The 20562-nt window shown below is 58.7% G+C and carries 20 protein-coding genes; 17 read left to right on the forward strand and 3 right to left on the reverse strand.

What is annotated here, in order from left to right:
• Nucleotides 1-54 precede the first annotated feature (54 nt).
• The 8 genes from FCH38_RS01095 (at nt 55) to FCH38_RS01130 (ending at nt 8773) form a co-directional block, all read left to right on the forward strand.
• Nucleotides 55-1221, forward strand: a complete 1167-nt coding sequence (locus FCH38_RS01095; protein ID WP_174372602.1) for a D-alanyl-D-alanine carboxypeptidase family protein — start codon at nt 55-57, stop codon at nt 1219-1221.
• Between the two features lie 137 nt (nt 1222-1358).
• The gene (gene tmk, locus FCH38_RS01100; protein WP_174372603.1) at nt 1359-2033 is read left to right on the forward strand and encodes a dTMP kinase; all 675 of its coding nucleotides are present in this window, start codon (nt 1359-1361) and stop codon (nt 2031-2033) included.
• Nucleotides 2026-3051: a DNA polymerase III subunit delta' gene (locus FCH38_RS01105; RefSeq protein WP_149897614.1), complete on the forward strand. Its 1026-nt coding sequence runs from the start codon at nt 2026-2028 to the stop codon at nt 3049-3051. The genes tmk and FCH38_RS01105 overlap by 8 nt, the downstream gene beginning before the upstream one ends.
• Before the next feature lie 103 nt (nt 3052-3154).
• The gene (metG, locus tag FCH38_RS01110; protein ID WP_174372604.1) at nt 3155-4705 is read left to right on the forward strand and encodes a methionine--tRNA ligase; all 1551 of its coding nucleotides are present in this window, start codon (nt 3155-3157) and stop codon (nt 4703-4705) included.
• 11 nt (nt 4706-4716) lie between these two features.
• Nucleotides 4717-5499, forward strand: a complete 783-nt coding sequence (locus FCH38_RS01115) for a TatD family hydrolase (protein ID WP_174372605.1) — start codon at nt 4717-4719, stop codon at nt 5497-5499.
• Nucleotide 5500: 1 nt separating this feature from the next.
• A complete protein-coding gene (locus tag FCH38_RS01120; protein ID WP_174372606.1) occupies nt 5501-6325 on the forward strand; it encodes an MBL fold metallo-hydrolase in 825 nt (274 codons plus the stop codon).
• A gap of 100 nt (nt 6326-6425) precedes the next feature.
• Complete coding sequence (locus tag FCH38_RS01125; RefSeq protein WP_174372607.1) at nt 6426-8207, forward strand: chloride channel protein; 1782 nt, start codon at nt 6426-6428, stop codon at nt 8205-8207.
• A gap of 248 nt (nt 8208-8455) precedes the next feature.
• Nucleotides 8456-8773: a hypothetical protein gene (locus tag FCH38_RS01130; RefSeq protein WP_174372608.1), complete on the forward strand. Its 318-nt coding sequence runs from the start codon at nt 8456-8458 to the stop codon at nt 8771-8773.
• A 136-nt stretch (nt 8774-8909) separates the two neighbouring features.
• Here the strand turns inward: FCH38_RS01130 and FCH38_RS01135 are convergent, their stop codons facing one another.
• From FCH38_RS01135 to FCH38_RS01145, 3 genes are read right to left on the reverse strand one after another with little or no spacing between them, the layout of a single operon-like run.
• Nucleotides 8910-12065, reverse strand: a complete 3156-nt coding sequence (locus FCH38_RS01135) for a multidrug efflux RND transporter permease subunit (RefSeq protein WP_174372609.1) — start codon at nt 12063-12065, stop codon at nt 8910-8912.
• Between the two features lie 4 nt (nt 12066-12069).
• Entirely contained in the window at nt 12070-13269 is a 1200-nt protein-coding gene (locus tag FCH38_RS01140) for an efflux RND transporter periplasmic adaptor subunit (protein WP_174372610.1), read from the reverse strand.
• Nucleotides 13270-13312: 43 nt separating this feature from the next.
• Nucleotides 13313-13867, reverse strand: a complete 555-nt coding sequence (locus FCH38_RS01145; RefSeq protein ID WP_174372611.1) for a TetR family transcriptional regulator — start codon at nt 13865-13867, stop codon at nt 13313-13315.
• A 103-nt stretch (nt 13868-13970) separates the two neighbouring features.
• On the opposite strand from FCH38_RS01145, the gene FCH38_RS01150 reads away from it, so the two are divergent.
• The 9 genes from FCH38_RS01150 to arsH all read left to right on the forward strand — a co-directional run bounded on the left by FCH38_RS01150 (nt 13971) and on the right by arsH (nt 20561).
• Nucleotides 13971-15464 carry an MFS transporter gene (locus FCH38_RS01150; protein WP_153513698.1) on the forward strand — a complete coding sequence of 498 codons (1494 nt, stop codon included), beginning with the start codon at nt 13971-13973 and terminating at the stop codon, nt 15462-15464.
• 152 nt (nt 15465-15616) lie between these two features.
• Entirely contained in the window at nt 15617-16090 is a 474-nt protein-coding gene (locus tag FCH38_RS01155; RefSeq protein ID WP_153513697.1) for an RNase H family protein, read from the forward strand.
• 707 nt (nt 16091-16797) lie between these two features.
• A complete protein-coding gene (locus FCH38_RS01160; protein WP_153513696.1) occupies nt 16798-16980 on the forward strand; it encodes a hypothetical protein in 183 nt (60 codons plus the stop codon).
• Between the two features lie 58 nt (nt 16981-17038).
• The gene (locus FCH38_RS01165; protein ID WP_153513695.1) at nt 17039-17392 is read left to right on the forward strand and encodes an ArsR/SmtB family transcription factor; all 354 of its coding nucleotides are present in this window, start codon (nt 17039-17041) and stop codon (nt 17390-17392) included.
• Nucleotides 17386-17829, forward strand: coding sequence for an arsenic resistance N-acetyltransferase ArsN2 (gene arsN2, locus FCH38_RS01170; protein ID WP_153513694.1), 444 nt, complete (start codon nt 17386-17388; stop codon nt 17827-17829). The genes FCH38_RS01165 and arsN2 overlap by 7 nt, the downstream gene beginning before the upstream one ends.
• A gap of 15 nt (nt 17830-17844) precedes the next feature.
• A complete protein-coding gene (locus tag FCH38_RS01175) occupies nt 17845-18372 on the forward strand; it encodes an arsenate reductase ArsC (protein ID WP_153513693.1) in 528 nt (175 codons plus the stop codon).
• On the forward strand, nt 18372-19430 hold the full coding sequence (gene arsB / locus FCH38_RS01180) for an ACR3 family arsenite efflux transporter (RefSeq protein ID WP_174372612.1): 1059 nt from the start codon (nt 18372-18374) through the stop codon (nt 19428-19430). Before FCH38_RS01175 ends, arsB begins: the two co-directional genes overlap by 1 nt.
• The gene (arsC, locus tag FCH38_RS01185) at nt 19427-19858 is read left to right on the forward strand and encodes an arsenate reductase (glutaredoxin) (protein ID WP_153514199.1); all 432 of its coding nucleotides are present in this window, start codon (nt 19427-19429) and stop codon (nt 19856-19858) included. Before arsB ends, arsC begins: the two co-directional genes overlap by 4 nt.
• Entirely contained in the window at nt 19785-20561 is a 777-nt protein-coding gene (arsH, locus tag FCH38_RS01190; protein WP_236776533.1) for an arsenical resistance protein ArsH, read from the forward strand. The genes arsC and arsH overlap by 74 nt, the downstream gene beginning before the upstream one ends.
• The last annotated feature ends 1 nt before the right edge of the window (nt 20562 follow it).

Raw genomic sequence — 20562 nt, forward strand, 5'->3', positions numbered from 1 at the left:
AGGGCTGCATCCGTTTCGGGCGGCCCGTTGCGGCAGGCAGGACTGGGCGGTTTCATGCGCAAAGCCATTTATCGCTCCTGTTGTTCGGTCGTCGTAGCGACCGGGCTAGCGTTTTTCAGTGCAGGCACGGCGCAATCACAGACCGCGCCCTTCATCGCCAAGGCCGAACAGGCCTATATGATCGATGCCGAGACCGGCACGGTGCTTCTTTCGCAAAATGAAAATCAGTCCTTTCCGCCGGCTTCGCTTGCCAAGCTGATGACCGTGGAAGTGGTGCTGGACGCGCTCTCCAGGGGGCAGGTGATGCCGGAGACGCCCTATCCGGTCTCGGAATATGCCTGGCGCACAGGCGGCGCGCCGTCGCGAACCTCGACCATGTTCGCGGCGCTGAAATCTTCCGTCAGCATCAACGATCTCCTGACCGGCATTATCGTGCAGAACGCCAATGACGGCTGCATCATCATCGCTGAAGGCATGGCGGGATCCGACTCCGCATTTGCTAAGCGCATGACGGCGCGGGCAGGCGAACTTGGCATGAACCGCAGCACCTTTACCAATTCCACCGGGCTTCCTGATCCGGGCAACCAGACGAGCGCCAGGGATATGGTGCGTCTCGCCCAGCATCTGCATGACAATTATCCGGATCGATATGGGCTTTTCACCAAGCCGGATTTTGAGTGGAACCGGATATTCCAGCGGAACAAGAACACACTGCTTGGCAGCGGCATCGATGGTCTTGGGCTTGGCTTTGCGGAAGGCAGCGGTTTTGCCGCCGTCGTTTCGGCCGAGCGGGAGGGACGGCGGGTCTATCTGGCGCTTGCCGGCATCACCGACGACAAGACGCGGCAGGAGGAAGCCCGCCGGGTGGTGGACTGGGGGCTGACGGCTTTCGAAAAACGTCATCTTTTCGGAAAGGACGAAGCCGTCGGTTCCGTCAGTGTTTATGGCGGTGATGTCTCACATATCGATCTTTCGCCGAAGGAAGACATCAGCGTGCTGGTGCCGGTCAACAATCCTGATCGTATTTCGGGGCGGATCGTCTATCGCTGGCCTCTGAATGCGCCGCTGGACAGTGGCGCGAATGTCGGAACGCTCAAGGTCTTTTCAGGTGAGCGGCTGCTGCGCGAAGTGCCGCTTTATACCAAGGGTTCGGTCGGCAAGGGCTCGCTGACCCAGAATGCGGCGGGTGCGTTGAAGGAACTGCTGCTGTTCTGGCTCTGAAAATCCACGCTTTGCGCCACTTACCCCCTATGCTTTTGTTCAGGCACCGGATTTTCTGAAAAGCGCTTCACACTTTTTGGTTCGATGCTGTAAACAGGCATTTCAATATTTCCGGGAATTCCTCGCAGGACGTGACATTGGCCGAAAAGACTGGATTGTTCATCAGCTTCGAAGGCGGCGAGGGTGCCGGCAAGTCGACGCAGATTCGCACGCTTGCCGAAGCACTTCGTGGCCGCGGCTTCGAGGTGGTCGTGACGCGTGAGCCGGGTGGTTCGCCGGGGGCGGAGGCCGTTCGGCATGTGATTTTGTCGGGTGCGGCGGAATCCTTCGGCGTGCGCATGGAAGCAATCCTGTTTGCGGCGGCGCGAAACGACCATGTCGAGGAGGTCATTCGCCCGGCGCTCGCGCGCGGCGAGATCGTGCTTTGCGACCGATTTCTTGACTCTTCCCGTGTCTATCAGGGCACGACCGGCAATCTGGAGCCTGACTTCATCGAGACGCTGCAACGCATTGCGATCGATGGTGTCGTGCCGGAACTGACGCTGATATTCGATATCGCCGCCGAAAAGGGGCTGGCCCGCGCCAGAAAACGGGCGGATGAGGGGGCTGCGCCCGACCGGTTCGAGAAAGAGGAAATCGAAACCCACGAGAAGCGGCGGGAAGCCTATCTCGATATAGCGCTTGCCGAGCCGCGTCGCTGCCGTATCGTCAATGCCGACCAGCCGGAAGAGAAGGTGGCGGAGGACGTGATGTCCTTTGTCGAGCCCTTGCTCGAACAACTGGGACCTGCGGCGGGCGCGGCGCATGAGTGAGGTTCAGGGCGTTCTCGACGGCGCGATTGCGCCGCAGCAGAACACGAAGCTTTTCGGGCATGAAGAAGTCGAAGCGTTTCTTGCGCAATCCTATCGCTCCGGCAAGGGTCATCATGCCATTCTCATCGAAGGGCCGGAAGGGATCGGCAAGGCGACGCTGGCGTTCCGTTTTGCCAATCATGTGCTCAGCCATCCCGATCCGGCTATGGCGCCTGAAAATCTGGCTGATCCCGATCCGGAATCGCTCGTCAGCCGGCAAATCACCTCTGGTGCATCGCATAATCTCCTGCACTTGACGCGCCCCGTCGATGAAAAGACTGGTCGCGTGAAATCCGCCATCACCGTGGACGAGGTGCGACGGGCAGGACACTTCTTTTCCCAGACATCGGGCACCGGCAATTGGCGCATCGTCATTATCGACCCGGCCGACGATCTTAACCGCAATGCCGCGAATGCGATTCTGAAGATACTGGAGGAGCCGCCGAAGCGGGCGATGTTCCTTGTTCTCTCCCATGCGCCGGGCAAGTTGCTGCCGACCATCCGCTCGCGCTGCATGCCGCTTCGGCTCCTGCCGCTTTCCGATGCGGCCATGGTGCAATCGCTCGATCATCTCGGCATCGGTTCCGCCGGCGAAAAGCGTGACGCGCTGATTGCGGCCTCGAAGGGCAGCGTGGCGCAGGCGCTCAAGCTGATGAATTACGGCGGCTCCGACATTGTCGAGGCCTTTGCCGAGGTGATGTCTGCGGAAGGGCCGGGCGCACGCAAGAAGATGCACAAGTTGGCCGAAGTTCTGGCGCAGAAGGATGGCGATATCGTCCTCGGCTTCTTCATGGAGCATGTAACGGAAGAGTTGATGGAGCGGGCCAGGGCGGCGGCCATGGCGGGCGATATCGCGGCGGCGGAAAAACATGCGCGGCTATCTTCGACGCTTTCGGAACGGATCAGCGTGGCGCAGGCCTATAATCTCGACAAGAAGCAGATGGTGCTTTCCATTCTGGAAGATATTCGCGGCGTCTGAAGGCGCGGGGATCGTACAAATCGTACTCTTTGCTTTCGCTGCTGCGAACAATGGTTTAAGAGCGGTCTATCCAAAAAACAGCCTGTAAAGTCGATAGACCGTCATGACAGACAAGACACCATTCTACATCACCACCGCGATCTCCTATCCCAACGGCAAGCCGCATATCGGCCATGCCTATGAGCTGATTGCGACGGACGCCATGGCACGTTTCCAGCGCCTGGATGGGATGGATGTTTTCTTCCTGACCGGCACCGACGAACATGGCCAGAAGATGCAGCAGACGGCGCGGGCGGAGGGCATTTCGCCGGAAGAGCTGGCGCAGCGCAATTCCGACCAGTTCCGCGCAATGGGCAAGCTGCTCAACGCCTCGAATGACGATTTCATCCGCACCACGGAAGAGCGTCACCACGAGACCTCGCGCAATATCTGGAACCTGATGGCCGATAGCGGCGACATCTACAAGGATAGCTATGCCGGCTGGTATTCTGTGCGCGATGAGGCCTATTACGGCGAAGACGAGACGGAAGTGCGCGCTGATGGCGTTCGTTACGGGCCGCAGGGCACACCGGTCGAATGGGTGGAGGAGGAAAGCTACTTCTTCAAGCTCTCCGAATATCAGGACAAGCTGCTGAAGCTTTACGAAGAGAACCCTGACTTCATCGGTCCGGCCGAGCGCCGTAACGAGATCATCTCCTTCGTCAAATCAGGTCTGAAAGACCTGTCGATTTCCCGCACCACCTTTGACTGGGGCATCAAGGTTCCAAACGACCCCAAGCATGTCATGTATGTCTGGGTCGATGCCTTGACCAACTACATCACCGCCACGGGCTACATCGAAGACAAAGACGGTCCGCGCGCGAAATATTGGCCGGCCGACGTGCATATCATCGGCAAGGACATCATCCGCTTCCACGCGGTCTATTGGCCGGCTTTCCTGATGAGCGCCGGGCTGCCACTGCCCAAGCGCGTTTTCGCCCACGGCTTCCTGCTCAACAAGGGCGAGAAGATGTCGAAGTCGCTCGGCAACGTCGTCGACCCCGTCAATCTGGTTTCTCACTTCGGCCTCGATCCGATCCGTTATTTCTTCATGCGCGAAGTCTCCTTCGGTCAGGATGGCAGCTACAGCGAAGAGGGCATCGCCACCCGCATCAATGCCGATCTCGCCAATGGCATCGGCAATCTTGCCAGCCGTTCGCTGTCGATGATCGTCAAGAATTGTGACGGCCAGATCCCGACGCCTGGCGCGTTCAATGAAGAAGACAAGGCGATGTTGGCTTCGGCGGACGGGCTGCTGGCGATCTGCCGCGAGGAGATGGGCAAGCAGCTCATTCACCGTGCGCTCGCGGCCATCATCGCCGTCGTCTCGGAAACAGACCGTTATTTCGCCTCGCAGGAGCCATGGGCTCTGAAGAAGACCGATCCGGAGCGCATGGGCACCGTGCTTTACGTCACGGCGGAGGTGGTGCGCCAGATCGGCATTCTCCTTCAGCCTTTCATGCCGGAATCCTGCGACAAGTTGCTCGATCTCGTTGCTGCTGCCGCTGACAAACGCGATTTTGCGGCCCTTGGCGAGGCCGGTCGTCTGGTTCCGGGCACGCCGCTTGAAGCACCGAAGCCGGTCTTCCCGCGTTACGTCGCACCGGAAGCGTGAAGGCGAGACCGATGCTGATCGATACCCATTGCCATCTGGATTTTCCCGATTTCGAGGCGGAGCGCGACGACATCATCGCCCGTGCGCATGCTTCCGGTGTCAGCCAGATGGTGACGATCTCGACCCGGGTGCGCCGTCTGCCCGAGCTTTTGAAGATCACGGAGAAATACCCGTCGGTTTTCTGCTCGGTCGGCACACATCCCAACAGCGCAGCCGAGGAACTGGATATCTCGGCTGACGATCTGGTGCGGCTGGCGGAGAGCCACGACAAAATCGTGGCGATCGGCGAGGCGGGACTGGATTATTTCTACGATACGCAGAAGCCGGAAGACCAGAAGACCGGCTTCATTCGCCATATCGAAGCGGCAAGACGGACGAAGCTGCCGCTCGTCATCCACAGCCGCAGCGCTGACGACGACATGGCTGCTATTTTGCGTTCGGAAAGCGACAAGGGCGCCTTTCCCTTCATCCTTCACTGCTTCTCCGCTGGTCCTGAACTGGCGAAAACCGGTGTCGAGCTTGGTGGTTATGTTTCCTTTTCGGGCATTCTCACCTTCCCGAAATCGCAGGATATTCGCGATATCGCCGCCACCGTGCCGCTTGACCGGCTGCTTGTGGAAACCGATGCGCCCTATCTTGCCCCGAAGCGCTGGCGGGGAAAACGCAACGAACCTTCCTATGTGGTCAATACGGCGGAAGTTCTGGCCGAGGCGCATGGTGTTTCTTTCGAGCGCATGGCCGAAATCACCACCGAAAATGCCTTCCGCTGCTTTTCGAAGATGACAAGGGTGTAGCGTGGCAATCTACCGTCGTCGCTTCACGGTTCTCGGATGCGCGTCTTCGCCCGGTGTGCCGCGCATCAACGGCGACTGGGGTGCCTGCGACCCCGAAAATCCGAAGAACCGGCGCACGCGCACGGCCTTCATGGTGGAGCAGATCGCACCGGATGGCGGCAAGACCACCGTCGTTGTCGATACAGGTCCGGATTTTCGCGAGCAGATGATTTCCGCTAAGGTGGAGGCTGTCGATGCGGTTCTCTACACCCACGCCCATGCCGATCACCTGCATGGCATCGACGATCTGCGTATCTATTTCGCCATCCAGCAAAACCGCATTCCGATCTATGCCGATCCCATCACCATGGCGCGCATATGGGACGGTTTCGCCTATTGCCTGGAAACACCGCCGGGCAGCAGTTATCCGCCAATCGTAGAGCCACGGATCATCGCCGACATCGACGCGCCGGTGATTATCGACGGGGCAGGTGGGCCGATACCTTTCAACGTGCATATGCAGCAGCATGGCGACGTGCATTCGCTCGGCTTTCGCATCGGTGATGTTGCCTATTGCACCGACGTCAGCGATTTTCCGGCCGAAAGCGTGCCCAAGCTTGCGGGCCTTGATATTCTCGTCATCGACGCGCTGCAGCACCGCTACCACCCCAGCCATCTTTCGCTGGAACAGGCGCTTGGCTGGATCGAAAGATTTGCACCCAAACGGGCGATCTTGACCCATATGCATATTCCGCTCGATTATGAGACGGTCATGCGTGAAACGCCGGATCATGTCGAACCGGCTTACGACCAGATGCGTTTCGAAGTCGAGTTCGAAGCGCCCTGAGCAGGTCTCGCAAAATCGGTCTCCGGTTTTGGGGCAGAGACGTGCTTTGAAACACTAGTACAGGCGCATCGCGCTTTGACGTTGCCTGAGAAGGAACAGCATGTCGACCCGGCCTTTCCGTGCACCCAGTATGGCGAGCTTCTTCGACAATCTGCGCGCCAGCCGGTTGCGGGCGATGTTCCGGCGCGGCGAACTGGGGCTGGTCGCTCTTGCCGCTCTCATCGGCATTGCAGCGGGTCTTCTGGTGGCGCTGATCGGCGCGTTGAGCACGGCGCTGCATGTTCTGGTCTTCGGTACCGAGCGGCTGAGCAGCAGCGACCTCTCAGGCCCCGTCGTGCTTGCCGGACCGATCGTCGGCGGCATCTTGCTTGGCCTGATCATCTTCATTCTTTCAAAGACCCGCAAGAAACCGATGGTCGACCCGATCGAGGCCAATGCCCTGCATGGCGGCCGCCTGTCGCTGACGGACAGCATCATCGTCTGCGTGCAGAACATCGTCTCGAACGGTTTCGGTGCGTCCGTCGGGCTTGAAGCGGGTTATACGCAGATCGCCAGCGGCGTGGCATCGAAGATCGGTATCAAGCTGAAACTGCGGCGAGGGGACATGCGCATCCTCGTCGGCTGCGGTGCTGCGGGTGCGATTGCGGCGGCCTTCAATGCGCCTCTGACCGGGGCGTTTTACGCCATCGAACTCATCATCGGCACCTATACGGTCGTGACGCTTGCACCGCTCATCGTCTCCGCGCTGGTGGCCACAACCGTTATCGGGATTATTGGTGGTCATGGCCTGTCGATCGACATTGTCGATGCCAGCCGTGTGACGCCTGCGGATTATGTGCCCGCCATCTTTCTTGGTGTCGTGTGTGCGGCGATAGGCATCGTGCTGATGCAGACGGTTTCCTTCATCGAGGAGACAGCCCGCAAAAGCGCCATTCCCGGCTGGCTGCGTCCGGCCATTGGCGGTGTCGCAGTCGGCGCTCTTGCGCTGATTTCACCGCAGGTCCTGTCGAGCGGCCATGGCGCGCTGCATCTCAATATTGATGCCGAACTGACGATTTACGGGCTGGTCGGGCTCTTCCTGCTGAAAGCGGCGGCCAGCGCCATTTCCATCGGTTCCAATTTTCGTGGCGGCCTTTTTTTCGCCTCGCTGTTCATGGGTTCGCTTCTGGGTAAAGTTTTCGCGCTTTGCGCCCCCTATATCGGCTATGGCTCGACGGCGCCCATCGTTTATGCCGTCATCGGCATGAGCGCCTTTGCCGCCGCCATTATCGGTGGTCCTTTGACGATGACGTTCCTGGCGCTGGAGCTGACGGGAGATTTCCAGATCACCGCGCTGGTGCTTGCCGCCGTCATCACCACCTCGCTGGTGGTGCGCACGACCTTCGGTTATTCCTTCGCCACCTGGCGTTTTCACCTGCGCGGAGAGAGTATTCGCAGCGCCCACGATATTGGCTGGATCCGCGACCTGACGGTTGGCAAGATGATGCGCGCCGATATTCGCAAGGCCAATGTCAGCATGGGGCTTCCGGCCTTCAAGGAGAAGTTCCCACTCGGTTCGACGCAGCGGGTGATCATGACCCACGATGACGGGCGTTATGCCGGCATCGTCCTAGTACCGGAAATTTATGCCGACCCGATGGATCGTGATCCGAGCAAGATCAGCCTTGAGACCTATCTGCAATACAAGAACGACGTGCTGCTGCCGACCATGAATGCGCGACAGGCAGCGGCGGCCTTCGATGCCACGGAAAGCGAAGCGCTGGTCGTCGTTAATGACAAGATAGAGAACCGACCGGTTGGTCTACTCACCGAAAGCCATACGCTCAGGCGCTATAGCGAAGAGCTGGAATTGAGACGTCGGGAGGCGTCTGGAGAGCTGTAATATTAGATTGGAAAAATGTCTTTATGTATTGATACATATAAATAATTTTAAACTACGGCGACAATGATCGTTATCCGTGACTTCGCACAATGCGGAAGATACAAGGAAACCCTTCGGATTATCCGAAGGGTCCGGACTGGAGGGAACGAATGCGCTTCGACTTGACCGACCTCCGCCTGCTTCTGAGTCCATTCATTAATGGCGAGCCTTGACGGCCACATACTTGGGGTGTGTGAGCCGGCTACTAGGTGACCTTCAATCCCACTTTGCCGTTCGCCGGCGTGCCCGGGCGAGTCTTCGGGGCGAAAGTTCAGACCGTGCTGAAGTTCATGGCGGAAGGCGAACTCGAACCCTCAGGTACCCTTCTTACGCCAAAGGCGCCATTTGGCTCCGGTCGTGTGATCGCTGTTATCGAGCCGATCGATGACCTCTCGGCTTTCGAGCTTCCGGGTGGAGCGACAGCCGAAGTTGCGATCTACACGGATCACTGGCCGGAGTTCGCGCTCATCCGTAAGATACTGCTGCGCATCCGCGCATGGGAAAACTTCATTGTCTTCGAGCGGTGACACGGCAGGCTCGTATCCTGACCGACGATGCAAGATGGGATCTTCACTCGGTGGGAACAGTCAGCTCCACCCCCGGGGGGACAAATGAGGGTGGAGCTTCGCAGTCCGGGAGGCGCAGCCCGAACCGGTTTGGGGGTTACGGGTGCGAGCCGTGAACGATTGGTGTTGCCTGCGATCCCGCTTCGGCACCGTCCGTCTCCGGCCGCTTGGTTCTGAACAGTTTCAGCACGAAGACGAAGAAGGCCGGGACGAAGAACACGCCAAAGACTGTCGCCGCGATCATGCCGCCCAAAACAGCCGTGCCGATGGCGTTCTGGCTGGCGGCGCTGGCACCGGACGCGATTGCCAGAGGTACGACGCCGAGCGTGAAGGCGAGTGAGGTCATGATGATCGGGCGGAAGCGAAGTTTCGCAGCCTCGATCGCCGATTCCAGCAATGGCTTGCCCTCGGCATAATTATCCTTGGCGAATTCGATGATCAGGATCGCGTTCTTTGCCGACAGGCCGATGATCGCGATCAGGCCCACCTTGAAATAGATGTCGTTTGGCATTCCGGCGAGCATGACCGCAAGCACGCAACCGATGACACCGAGCGGCACCACGAGCATGACCGAGAACGGGATCGACCAGCTTTCGTAGAGACCTGCGAGAAGCAGGAAAACGAAGAGAAGGCTGATGCCGAACAGGAAAGGCGCCTGTGAACCGGACTTGATTTCCTCCAGCGACTGACCCGTCCACTCGAAGCCGATGCCCTCAGGCATTTCGCCCGCCAGACGTTCCATCTCGGCGATGGCCGCGCCCGATGAGTTGCCTGGAGCAGGTTCACCCGAGATGCGTATCGTCGGATAACCGTTGTAACCAACAATCTGCGGCGAACCTTTCTGCCACTGTGCAATTGCAAAAGACGACAGTGGAACCATGCCGCCACTGACATTGCGAACGTTCAGCTTGAGCAAATCCTCGACCTGAAGACGGCTCTGATCCTTGGCCTGCACGATGACGCGCTGCATGCGGCCGGCGTTCGGGAAGTCGTTGATATAGGACGATCCGAGGTTGGCAGTGATCGTGTTGTTGATGTCGGAGAAGGTCACACCGAACGTGTTCGCCTTTTCGCGGTCGATCACCAGCAGAACCTGCGCCGCATCCGGAAGGCCTTCCACACGCATGCCGGTCAGCACCGAACTGTGGCCCGCCTTTTGCATCAATTCGACTCCCGCAGCAGACAGGGCTGCCTGGCCAACCCCATTGCGGTCCTGAAGGCGGAATGCGAAGCCGCCCGTGGCGCCGAAACCTTCGATAGCCGGAGGAGAAAGGGCAAAACTGGTCGCATCCTTAAGGCCGAACAGGGACATGTTGACGCGGTCTGCAATGGCTTGCGCCGAGTTGTCGGCATCACGTTCACTCCAGTCCTTGAGAGTGACGAACATCAGCGCGGCGTTGGCACCGCTACCCGAAAAACTGAATCCCTGAATCGCAATGACATCCTTGACGCCGGACTCCGCTTTCAGGATTTCTTCGATCTGCCTGACCGACGCCTGTGTACGATTGGCGCTGGCTTCCGGCGGTCCCTGAATGTCGACCAGCAATGTTCCCTGGTCTTCCGCAGGCACGAATGCCGAGGGGAGGTTGATGAAGAGATAGCCAAGACCAACGACGAGGGCGAGATAGATCACCATCATCCGACCGGCGCGCTTTGCCATGCCGTTGGTCACCTTGACGTAGCGGTTCGTCAGACCGTCAAAATTGCGGTTGAACCAGCCGGCCAGCCCCTTTTTCTCGTGATGCCCCTTGGCAATCGGCTTCAGGAAAGTGGCGCAGAGCGCCGGGGTAAGCGACAGCGCCAGGAAAGCGGAGAAGCCGATCGAGACGACCATCGTCAGCGAGAACTGGCGATAGATGATGCCGGTCGAACCCGGGAAGAAAGCCATCGGGATGAAGACGCATGCGAGGACAAGGGTGATCCCGAGGATCGCGCCGGTAATCTGCCCCATCGCCTTGCGGGTTGCGGCCTTGGGTGAAAGGCCTTCCTCAGCCATGATGCGTTCGACGTTCTCCACCACGACGATGGCATCATCGACGAGAATGCCGATGGCGAGAACCATGGCGAACATGGTCAGCACGTTGATGGAGAAACCGGTCGCGAACATGATGGCGCATGTGCCTAACAGCGCAACGGGAACGACCAGGGTCGGGATGACGGTGTAACGGAAATTCTGCAGGAACACGAACATCACGACGAAGACGAGCACGACGGCTTCGATCAGCGTGCTCAGCACCTTCTCGATAGAGGCCGAGACGAATGGGCTGGTGTCGTATGGTGTGGCGTATTCAACCCCTTGGGGGAAAAACTGCGACAGCTCGTCCATCTTCGCCTTGACGGCGTTCGAAGTTGCGACCGCATTGCCCGTCGAGGAAAGCTGGATACCGACCGCAGCACTCGGTTGCCCGTTCAGGCGGCTGGTGAAGTTGTAGTTCTCCGCGCCGAGTTCGATCCGGGCGACATCCTTGAGAAGGACGGCGCTGCCATCGGGATTTGCGCGCAGGATGATCTCGCCGAACGCCCTGGGGTCGGAAAGCTGGCCCTGCACGAGAACCGTGGCGGTCAGATCCTGCGATACCGGGTTTGGGGCCGCACCGATCTGGCCGGCAGCAACCTGGGAATTCTGGGCGGTGATGGCGGCATTGATGTCTGCTGCCGTCAGATTGAGGCCGACCATCTTGTCCGGGTCTATCCAGACGCGCATGGCGCGCTGGGCCGCGAACATCTGGGCGCGACCGACGCCATCAAGACGACGGATTTCACCAAGAACATTTCGGTTCAGATAATCACCAAGCGCGACCTCGTCCATGCGACCGTCGGTGGACGTCAGCGTGATCATCATCAGGAAGCCCGATGCGGCTTCTTCGACGTTGACGCCCTGCGAGGTGACCGCGGACGGAAGGCGGGATTCAATGCGCCGGATGGCGTTCTGTACGTTGACCGATGCCTGATCGATGTTGGTGCCGGCCTCGAAGGTGGCGTTGATGCTGACGGCGCCTGATGTGTCCGACGTCGATTCGAAATACATCATGTTGGCGACGCCGTTCAGTTCCTCCTCGATCAGGCGCGTCACACCCTGATAGATTTCCTGCGGTGAAGCACCGGGATAGGAGGTGGAAATGGTGAGCTGCGGCGGCGCAACCTTGGGATATTGCGCAATCGGCAGAAAGGGCAGGGCGATGATCCCCGCTATGGAAATGAACAGGGCGAAGACCCAGGCAAGGATCGGCCTGCTGATAAAGAACTGTGCCATGATGTTACCTTGAATTTCCCGAGGTGGCGAAAACTGCGCCGCCGGATTGCTTGTGTACGTCCGCCGACCAGACCTCGGGAGCGACCGTGGTGTCCGGCTGAACCTTCTGCACACCGTCGACCACGACCTTCTCACCCTCCTTGAGGCCGTTCTCGACCACCCATTCCTGGCCAAGTGCCTGTCCAAGCTGGACATCACGGAGCTTTGCTGTGTCGTCAGCCTCGACGACGTAGACTTGCGCCTTGCCGTCCTGGGTTCTCAGCACGGAACGCTGGGGAATGGTGATCGCACCCTGACGGACGGCCTGCTCGATGCGCACGCGCACATACATGCCGGGCAAAAGATCGCCGTTGGGGTTGGGAAACTCGGCACGCAATGTCACCTGCCCGGTTGTGGAGTCGACGTTGGCGCTGGAAAACAGCAGTTTGCCTTTCCCGCCATAGACATCACCGCCATCGAAAATAAGCTCTACGCTTGCCTGTCCGGGGGCAGGGCTTACCAGCTTGCCGTCGGTAACGGCGCGGCGTAGCGCCAGAAGATCCTGCGCGGACTGGGTGAAGTCGGCATAGACAGGATTGATCTGCTGAATCAGCGCTAGGTTCGATGTACCGTCCGCGGTCACAAGCGCACCTTCGGTGACGAGAGCGCCACCGATGATGCCTGTGATCGGAGCACGAACCTCGGTATATTCGAGATTGATCTTTGCTTCCTCGATAGCCGCCTGCTGAAGCGCCACATCGGCCTCTGCCTGAGCAAGGTTGACGGCCGCGGTGTCATAGTCGATCCCGCTGGCAACGTTACGCTCACGCAGCGTCCTCTGGCGTTCCAGCTGGACCCTGGCATTGTCGCGCGTGGCTTCAGCCCGGCGGAGTGTTGCCTGGGCGCTGGCAACGCGGACTTTGAAGAGACGGGGATCGATCCGATAAAGGACGTCACCTTCTTTCACGAGTGCGCCCTGTTCGAAAACGCGCTCCTGCAAGATGCCGGACACGCGGGCGCGCACTTCGGATGTGCGGGTAGCGGCCACGCGGCCCGGAAGCTCACTGATAACCGGGATCGGATGCGTCTTGAGATCAATGACGCCAACGGCGGCGGGCGGCATCTCCCCGCCTTCCTGGGCAAAGGCGGTCGTCGCCGTCAGAGCGAGAAGCGAGGTTGCAATAAGGCACGCCTTCAGGCGCGGCAGTCGGCTGCAGCGGTACATATTTCTTCCTTGGATCGGCTGTTACTGGCCCTACGGGCGACGATTACTTCTCGGGAAAGGACGTATAGATTGTTCGCACACCTTCGAGAATTCTGGCTTGATCATCCTGGCTCCACTGGTGGAAGCCGAAGAGTTCGGTGAAATAGAAGCCCGACAGGGAGAGGTAAGCCATCAGCGCCGCCTCGGGACGGGCACCGTCGGCCATGGCCTTGAGGTCTGCCCGCGTCCAGTCACGCATCTGCTGCTGAAGCTTCTCCTCGGAAGAAACGGAGGCGCTGATCGCCATGGCGACCGCGCGTTCGGTATCATCCACAACACGTTCGGCAAGCTTGATCCGCCCGAAAAGCTCGGGGTGAGGGGTATCGGCAGCATCTTCGACGGATTTTGCCTGTCGCTCCAGTTCCTGGGAGAGACGGCGGTCGATCAGAGCCTCTAGCAACGCGCTCTTCGACTTGTGATCGTAAACGACCGTCGACTTGCTGACACCAGCTTCCTGGGCGACGGCATCGATTGAAAGCCCGGCGGCGCCGAGCTTCAACACCACGCGCTCGGCGGCATCCAAGATGTCGTCTTTCTGAATCCTGCGAATACGACCCACGTTAGTCTCCAATTTGTCACTTGATTGTTTTACGAACGATCGTGTATTAATGCAATAGTGAAACGATCGTTCTGATAAAAAATTCGTATTGCAGGTGTATCGCATGTCTTCCGCCAATCGCTGGCTTATTCTTTCGGCCGTCATGATGGCCTTTCTGCCCGTCGTGCTCGACCTCACCATTCTCCATATCGCAGTGCCTTCACTGACAATCGCTCTTGGTGCTTCCGGCACCGAAGTGCTTTGGATTATCGACATCTATGCGCTTGTCATGGCCGGTCTGCTGGTGCCGATGGGGACGCTTGCAGACCGCATGGGCTACCGGCGGATGCTTCTGACCGGACTTGTCGTGTTTGGCGTAGCATCGGCTGCGGCCGCCTTTTCGACGTCGCCGGCGATGTTGATCGGTTCCCGTGCGGTGCTTGGCGTTGGCGCTTCGATGATCATGCCATGCGTCCTTGCCATCATTCGCACGACATTCGAGGATGATGGCGAGCGGGCGAGGGCGCTCGGTCTGTGGAGTGTGGTCGGCATGGCGGGCGCCGCGATCGGTCCGCTTGTCGGAGGCATCCTGCTTGAGCACTTCTGGTGGGGATCGGTCTTCCTCGTCAATCTCCCGGTGTTGGCTGTCGTCATTACCCTTGTCTGGTTCCTTGTTCCGAAGAGGGGTGGCACAGGTCTCGGAGCCTGGAACATCGGGCAGGCGGCGTTGCTGGTCGCAGGCCTGGTTCTCACCGTTTATGGCATCAAGACCGGAATGAAAGGCGGCATCAACGGTATGGTCGCTGCATCGCTGAGTGCGGGAATAATTCTGCTCGGCTGGTTTGGCAGGCTACAGGTCTCGTCGCGCAATCCGATGCTTGACCTGTCGCTCTTCCTCAAACCAGCGATTGCTGCGGGGATGCTGATGGCGTTTGTCGCCTCCGGCGCATTGGCAGGATTTGAACTGGTGCTTGCGCAGGAACTCCAATACGTGCTCGGCATGTCGCCGCTCGATGCGGGTCTGTTCATGCTGCCGCTCGTCATCGCGGCGGCCGTGGGTGGTCCACTCGGTGGCAACCTGGCGAACCGATTCGGTCTTCGACCCATCGCAACCCTGTCGATGGCGGGGGCGGCAGCTGCACTGTTCGGTCTCGCATCCATCGATCTGATCGCTTCGCCGCCGATAACTGCGGGGCTTCTGGCGATGCTTGGCCTTTGCCTCGGCATCGGTCTTCTGGCATCGTCCATCGCCATCATGGGAAGCGCGCCCGCGGACAAGGCGGGCGCCGCAGGTGCCCTGGAAGGCACCGGCTACGAACTTGGCGGGGGCATCGGGATCACCTTTTTCGGAGTGCTTGTGAACTCGATCTATTTTTCCGCAGTTTCGCGCTCGTTTTCGCCAGCCGCAGAAGCGGGCGGATCCATCGGTGAGGCGATGACGGCGGCAGCGCGGTTGGGTGGAGATGAGGGCGAGACGATACGGATGGCGGCACGCAACGCCTTCAGTCAGGCGCACGGATCGGTTCTGATTATCACGGGCACGATGATTGCTGTACTGGCAGTGGCCGTGTTCCTCGCGCTTCGTGACATGAAGCGCGGAGGCCATGTCTCTCACTAAGGCCGGGAGCGACCGGCTCTGCTGGCGCTTTCTGCCCGGATCCAAAGAACGGGTGGTTCTACCTCGGAGAGGACGGTGGTACACGCCATCTACAGAAATGACTTAAAAGCTGTCTTTTTTTGAAGCGGCTTTGACGCGAGGAAACGAGCCCGATGACTGTTCCACTCAAAATCTACGCGGATGGTTCCTACGACCCCGTTGCAATATCGGGGAGTTGGGCATTCGTCGTGTTTGAAACCGGGCAACAACTCCATTCTGCGCGTGGGATGGAAATCGGGCCTACAAATAATTCGTTTGAAGTCATGGCAGTCATGAATGCACTTTTATGGCTGGATGCCCACGCTTCTGGCCGGACAGCCATTCTTTGGACGGACTCCGCTCATGTTGTCGAGGGTTGCCATCGCTGGTGCAAAATTTGGCGAACCAACGGCTGGAAACGCATCAACCCCAATTCGCGAGCGCGGAAGCGGCAAATGCCGGATGAAGCCCTGTGGCGGAATGTGGATCGTTTGCTCCTTGGTAATCCAAACGTGACCATAGAGTGGTGCAAGGGACATTCCGGTATAGAAGGTAACGATCTCGCGGATGCTTTGGCCCGCGCCGCAACGATCGCAGAACGCAATTAATCTGACGCCGCTTGTTTTCGTCCGAAGCCGGACGATGTGTCGACTCTATGCCTGATAGAGGTCATATGTCGCTAAACGCAGCACTTCTGATATGGCATTTAGTTCCAAAGAGTGCGGTTTCGGCTTTGAAGCTGGATGAGTGAGTGAAGTATTCCCCCTTGTTGGCAGGGGAAGCAGCGCTTTCTTCCGACAAAAGGGTGTTGCACCGCTGCTTCCGCCCCCTTTGTTGCTTTTGAAGAGCCGCGATTTCACTACACTTGGCAACGCTGTTGCGCCCGCAAGAACACCGGTCTGTTGCTTTTTGATCGTGACGTTTGAGTGACGGAATCTTCACTCGACGCTCGACGCATTGCCCGATAGGTTCCGCGAACTATAACGCCGCCCTAAGGATTCTCGATGTCCGAACCTGCCACAGTGATGATGTCCCGCAACGCTCCAGCATCTTTCGGAGGAGGGGCCTTGGCCGTGTCTCGTTCAAGGGCCCGTGGTGGCTTTTCTATCGTGCGCCGCAGAACTTCCGGATCGCCTACGATGACGACGGTCTCCACGCCAAAGAGAGTATCCTTGCCAACGGCAGTCCTGTTCGCGAATATGGGAGAGACGGACAAGCCGATCTCAATACGACATCCCATATCGAGTGCTTGGGTGCGAATGTATGCGATACTTAGGGGGTGACGCTGGTTGGCTGAGCTAAAGGATCTGTTACAATGGGTGAAACTACTAAGGACTTAATTGACGCCGACTGCAGCGCCTTTAAACTTGAACCTGTCTGCGCGGAGCAATCTTCACCACTAAGGGACATGGTGGGGAAACTACAAGATGAAGTCGCGGGTATTTTGGGACCGAACCCGGAACCCTTCGACATGAAGATGTTCACCGATGAGATATAGGGTGACTAAGGGGTAGCAGCCCTATTGACAGCATCATTATATCCATTAATCTGGATGCATGGAAAACAACATTGCGGTAACGGCCCTCGCGGCCTTGGCCCAGAACACTCGACTCGAGACGTTCCGTCTACTTGTGCGGCATGAACCTGATGGAGTTCCGGCGGGTGAACTCGCCCGACTGCTTGATGTCCCTCAGAACACCATGTCGGCACACCTTGCAACCCTCTCAAGAGCGGGACTAGTCAAGAGTGAGCGGCAGAGCCGATCTATCATTTACCGCGCTGATCTCGACGGTCTGCGCGATCTGACACTTTTCCTGCTGAAGGATTGCTGCGGCGGCTCGACAGAACTTTGCGCGCCACTCATCGCAGAACTCATGCCATGCTGCGCTCCGGAGGCGAAGCCATGTTGAATTCGATCCTGTTGACCGAAGTGCAAGGCAGCGATCCGGGTTTTCGGAGCGCGCTTGTTGCTGCGCATCTTCCGGCAGAAGACATCGAAGAAGAAGGCCGAACCTTCTTCAAGGCTATTTCGGATGAAGGCCAGACCGGCGGGTATTCCGGTATCGAACTCTGCGCCTACGATTTGCTGCTGCGGTCGGTGGTGGTGCTTCCAGAGCATCGCGGCAATGGCCTCGGCCAAGCGATTGTTGAGGCAACCTTGCAAAGCCTCGATTGCAGTGGCGACGTTTATCTTGCGACCACGACCGCGGCGCCGTTCTTCTCTAATCTCGGTTTCTCTGAAGTGGCGCGCGACAACATTCCAGAAGCAGTCCTTTCGACCCAACAGCTATCGGGGCTCTGCCCATCGTCGGCGACCATCATGAAGCTCAACAGGCCTCCGGCCTAACTACGGATCACGACCATGACTGACAAGACCTACAACGTGCTCTTCCTGTGCACGGGTAATTCCGCTCGCTCTATCCTCGCCGAATCCATTCTGAACAAGGAAGGTGCTGGACGGTTCAAGGCCTATTCAGCCGGCAGCCAGCCAAAGGGTGAGGTCAATCCTCACGCACTGAAGGAACTGAGTGCGCTTGGTTATCCGTCGACAGGTTTCTCGTCGAAGAGCTGGGATGTATTCGCCGAATCGGACGCACCGCGGATGGATTTCATCTTCACCGTCTGCGACAGCGCTGCCGGTGAAGCTTGCCCGGTCTGGATCGGTCACCCGATGACTGCCCATTGGGGTGTTGAAGATCCGGCAGCCGTTATTGGCTCCGAAGTGGAGATCCAGCGTGCCTTTGCTCAAGCGGCACGCTTCCTGAAGAATCGTATCGTGGCATTCCTTAGTCTTCCCCTGGAATCGATCGATCGCATGGCGCTCCAAACGAGGCTCCGGCAGATCGGTATGCTGGAAGGGACCACCAACCCCGAAGGAAAGACAGCCTGATGTCCACGTTTGAACGATATCTGACCGTTTGGGTCTTCCTCTGCATCGCCGTCGGCGTGGCCTTGGGTCACGTCATGCCAGGTCTGTTCCAGGTAGTCGGAGCCGCCGAGATCGCCAAAGTGAATATCCCGGTCGCGATCCTGATCTGGTTGATGATCATTCCAATGTTGCTGAAGATCGATTTTCGATCGCTGGCGAAGGTTGGGTCATACTGGCGCGGGATCGGTGTCACCCTGTTCATCAATTGGGCAGTGAAGCCGTTCTCGATGGCGTTGCTGGGCTGGCTCTTTGTCGGTTGGCTGTTTCGGCCATACCTTCCGGCAGACCAGATCGACTCCTACATCGCCGGGCTGATCATTCTCGCCGCAGCACCTTGCACGGCCATGGTGTTCGTTTGGAGCAACCTGACACGCGGCGAACCGCTGTTCACGCTCTCGCAGGTCGCACTCAACGACGCGATCATGATCCTGGCCTTCGCGCCCATCGTTGGTCTGCTGCTGGGTCTTTCGGCGATCACTGTGCCATGGGCGACACTCACCTTGTCCGTCGCTCTCTATATCGTCGTGCCAGTCATCATCGCGCAATTGGTGCGAAGCCGCCTGACTGCTGACGGAACAACCCGTGCGCTCGACGGCTTGCTTGCCAAACTTCAGCCGATGTCGCTCGTGGCTCTGCTTGCAACCCTTGTGCTGCTCTTTGCCTTCCAGGGCGAGCAGATCATTGCACAACCGACCATCATTGCGCTTCTGGCGGTTCCGATCCTCATCCAGGTCTATCTGAACTCCGGACTTGCCTACCTTCTGAACCGGATGACAGGTGAACGCCACTGCGTCGCCGGGCCTTCGGCGCTGATTGGTGCCAGCAACTTCTTCGAACTTGCGGTCGCGGCCGCCATCAGCCTGTTCGGCTTTCAGTCGGGCGCGGCACTGGCAACCGTTGTCGGCGTCCTCATCGAGGTTCCGGTCATGCTGGCGGTTGTCTGGATCGTGAACCGTTCGAAAGATTGGTACGAGGCATCGCCTGCAGTTTCCCGAACCACCATCACCGAAAGGAACTGAACGTGGACGTCACCATTTATCATAACCCGGCCTGCGGCACATCACGGAATTCGCTCGAGCTCATCCAGCACGCCGGCATAGAGCCAACCGTCATTGAATATCTGAAGAACCCACCGAGCCGCGAGCAACTCGTCCAGATGATCGCCGACGCCGGACTGACCGTCCGTCAGGCGATCCGCGAGAAGGGTACACCTTATGCCGAACTCGGTCTCGACAATCCGGACCTGACCGACGACCAGTTGCTCGACGCCATGATCGCGACGCCGATCCTGATCAACCGGCCGTTCGTTATCACTCCAATGGGAACGCGGCTGTCACGCCCCTCTGAAGTCGTTCTCGACATCCTTCCTGCGGATGCCTTCAAAGGGCCTTTCACCAAGGAGGACGGCGAACAGGTTCTCGACGAAGAAGGAAAGCGCATTGTCTGAGACATTCCCCGCCCTCAAGGGCCAGCACTTGCACGCGATTGATCTCGACGATCTCCGCCCGGCCTTCTCGACACATAAGCCCCGCATTCTGATCCTCTACGGTTCGCTTCGCGAGGTGTCCTACAGCCGTTTGTTGGCGTTCGAAGCGGGAAGGCTGCTGGAACGGCTTGGATGCGAGGTTCGGATATTCGATCCGAAAGGCCTGCCTTTGCCCGACGAAGCGCCTGTCAGTCACCCGAAGGTGCATGAATTGCGTGAACTTTCGCAATGGTCAGAGGGGCAGGTCTGGGTCAGCCCGGAGCGCCACGGCGCAATGACCGGCATCATGAAGTCGCAGATCGACTGGATTCCTCTTTCGGTTGGATCGGTCCGCCCGACACAGGGCAAGACGCTCGCCGTCATGGAGGTTTCCGGTGGCAGCCAGTCCTTCAACGCCGTGAACCAGATGCGGATCCTCGGGCGATGGATGCGGATGATCACCATTCCCAACCAGTCCTCGGTCGCCAGAGCCTATCAGGAGTTCGACGCCAATGGCCGGATGAAGTCGTCATCCTATTACGACCGGGTGGTGGATGTCTGCGAGGAACTGGTGAAGTTCACCATGCTTACCCGTAACGCGTCTGGCTACCTGACCGACCGCTATAGCGAACGCAAGGAAGAGGCGGACGAACTCGAGAAGCGTGTTTCGTTGAAGTCGATCTGAA

Source organism: Agrobacterium tumefaciens (genome assembly GCF_013337285.1).
GTDB classification, from domain to species: Bacteria; Pseudomonadota; Alphaproteobacteria; order Rhizobiales; family Rhizobiaceae; genus Agrobacterium; species Agrobacterium burrii.

Coding starts and splice junctions, on each gene's coding strand:
- arsH (WP_236776533.1), top strand. CDS start 19,785: ATGCCTTCAAAGGGCCTTTCACCAAGGAGGACGGCGAACAGGTTCTCG.
- arsB (WP_174372612.1), top strand. CDS start 18,372: ATGTCCACGTTTGAACGATATCTGACCGTTTGGGTCTTCCTCTGCATC.
- FCH38_RS01175 (WP_153513693.1), top strand. CDS start 17,845: ATGACTGACAAGACCTACAACGTGCTCTTCCTGTGCACGGGTAATTCC.
- FCH38_RS01165 (WP_153513695.1), top strand. CDS start 17,039: ATGGAAAACAACATTGCGGTAACGGCCCTCGCGGCCTTGGCCCAGAAC.
- FCH38_RS01160 (WP_153513696.1), top strand. CDS start 16,798: ATGGGTGAAACTACTAAGGACTTAATTGACGCCGACTGCAGCGCCTTT.
- FCH38_RS01140 (WP_174372610.1), bottom strand. CDS start 13,269: ATGTACCGCTGCAGCCGACTGCCGCGCCTGAAGGCGTGCCTTATTGCA.
- metG (WP_174372604.1), top strand. CDS start 3,155: ATGACAGACAAGACACCATTCTACATCACCACCGCGATCTCCTATCCC.
- FCH38_RS01135 (WP_174372609.1), bottom strand. CDS start 12,065: ATGGCACAGTTCTTTATCAGCAGGCCGATCCTTGCCTGGGTCTTCGCC.
- FCH38_RS01125 (WP_174372607.1), top strand. CDS start 6,426: ATGTCGACCCGGCCTTTCCGTGCACCCAGTATGGCGAGCTTCTTCGAC.
- FCH38_RS01150 (WP_153513698.1), top strand. CDS start 13,971: ATGTCTTCCGCCAATCGCTGGCTTATTCTTTCGGCCGTCATGATGGCC.
- FCH38_RS01095 (WP_174372602.1), top strand. CDS start 55: ATGCGCAAAGCCATTTATCGCTCCTGTTGTTCGGTCGTCGTAGCGACC.
- FCH38_RS01105 (WP_149897614.1), top strand. CDS start 2,026: ATGAGTGAGGTTCAGGGCGTTCTCGACGGCGCGATTGCGCCGCAGCAG.
- FCH38_RS01155 (WP_153513697.1), top strand. CDS start 15,617: ATGACTGTTCCACTCAAAATCTACGCGGATGGTTCCTACGACCCCGTT.
- arsN2 (WP_153513694.1), top strand. CDS start 17,386: ATGTTGAATTCGATCCTGTTGACCGAAGTGCAAGGCAGCGATCCGGGT.
- FCH38_RS01115 (WP_174372605.1), top strand. CDS start 4,717: ATGCTGATCGATACCCATTGCCATCTGGATTTTCCCGATTTCGAGGCG.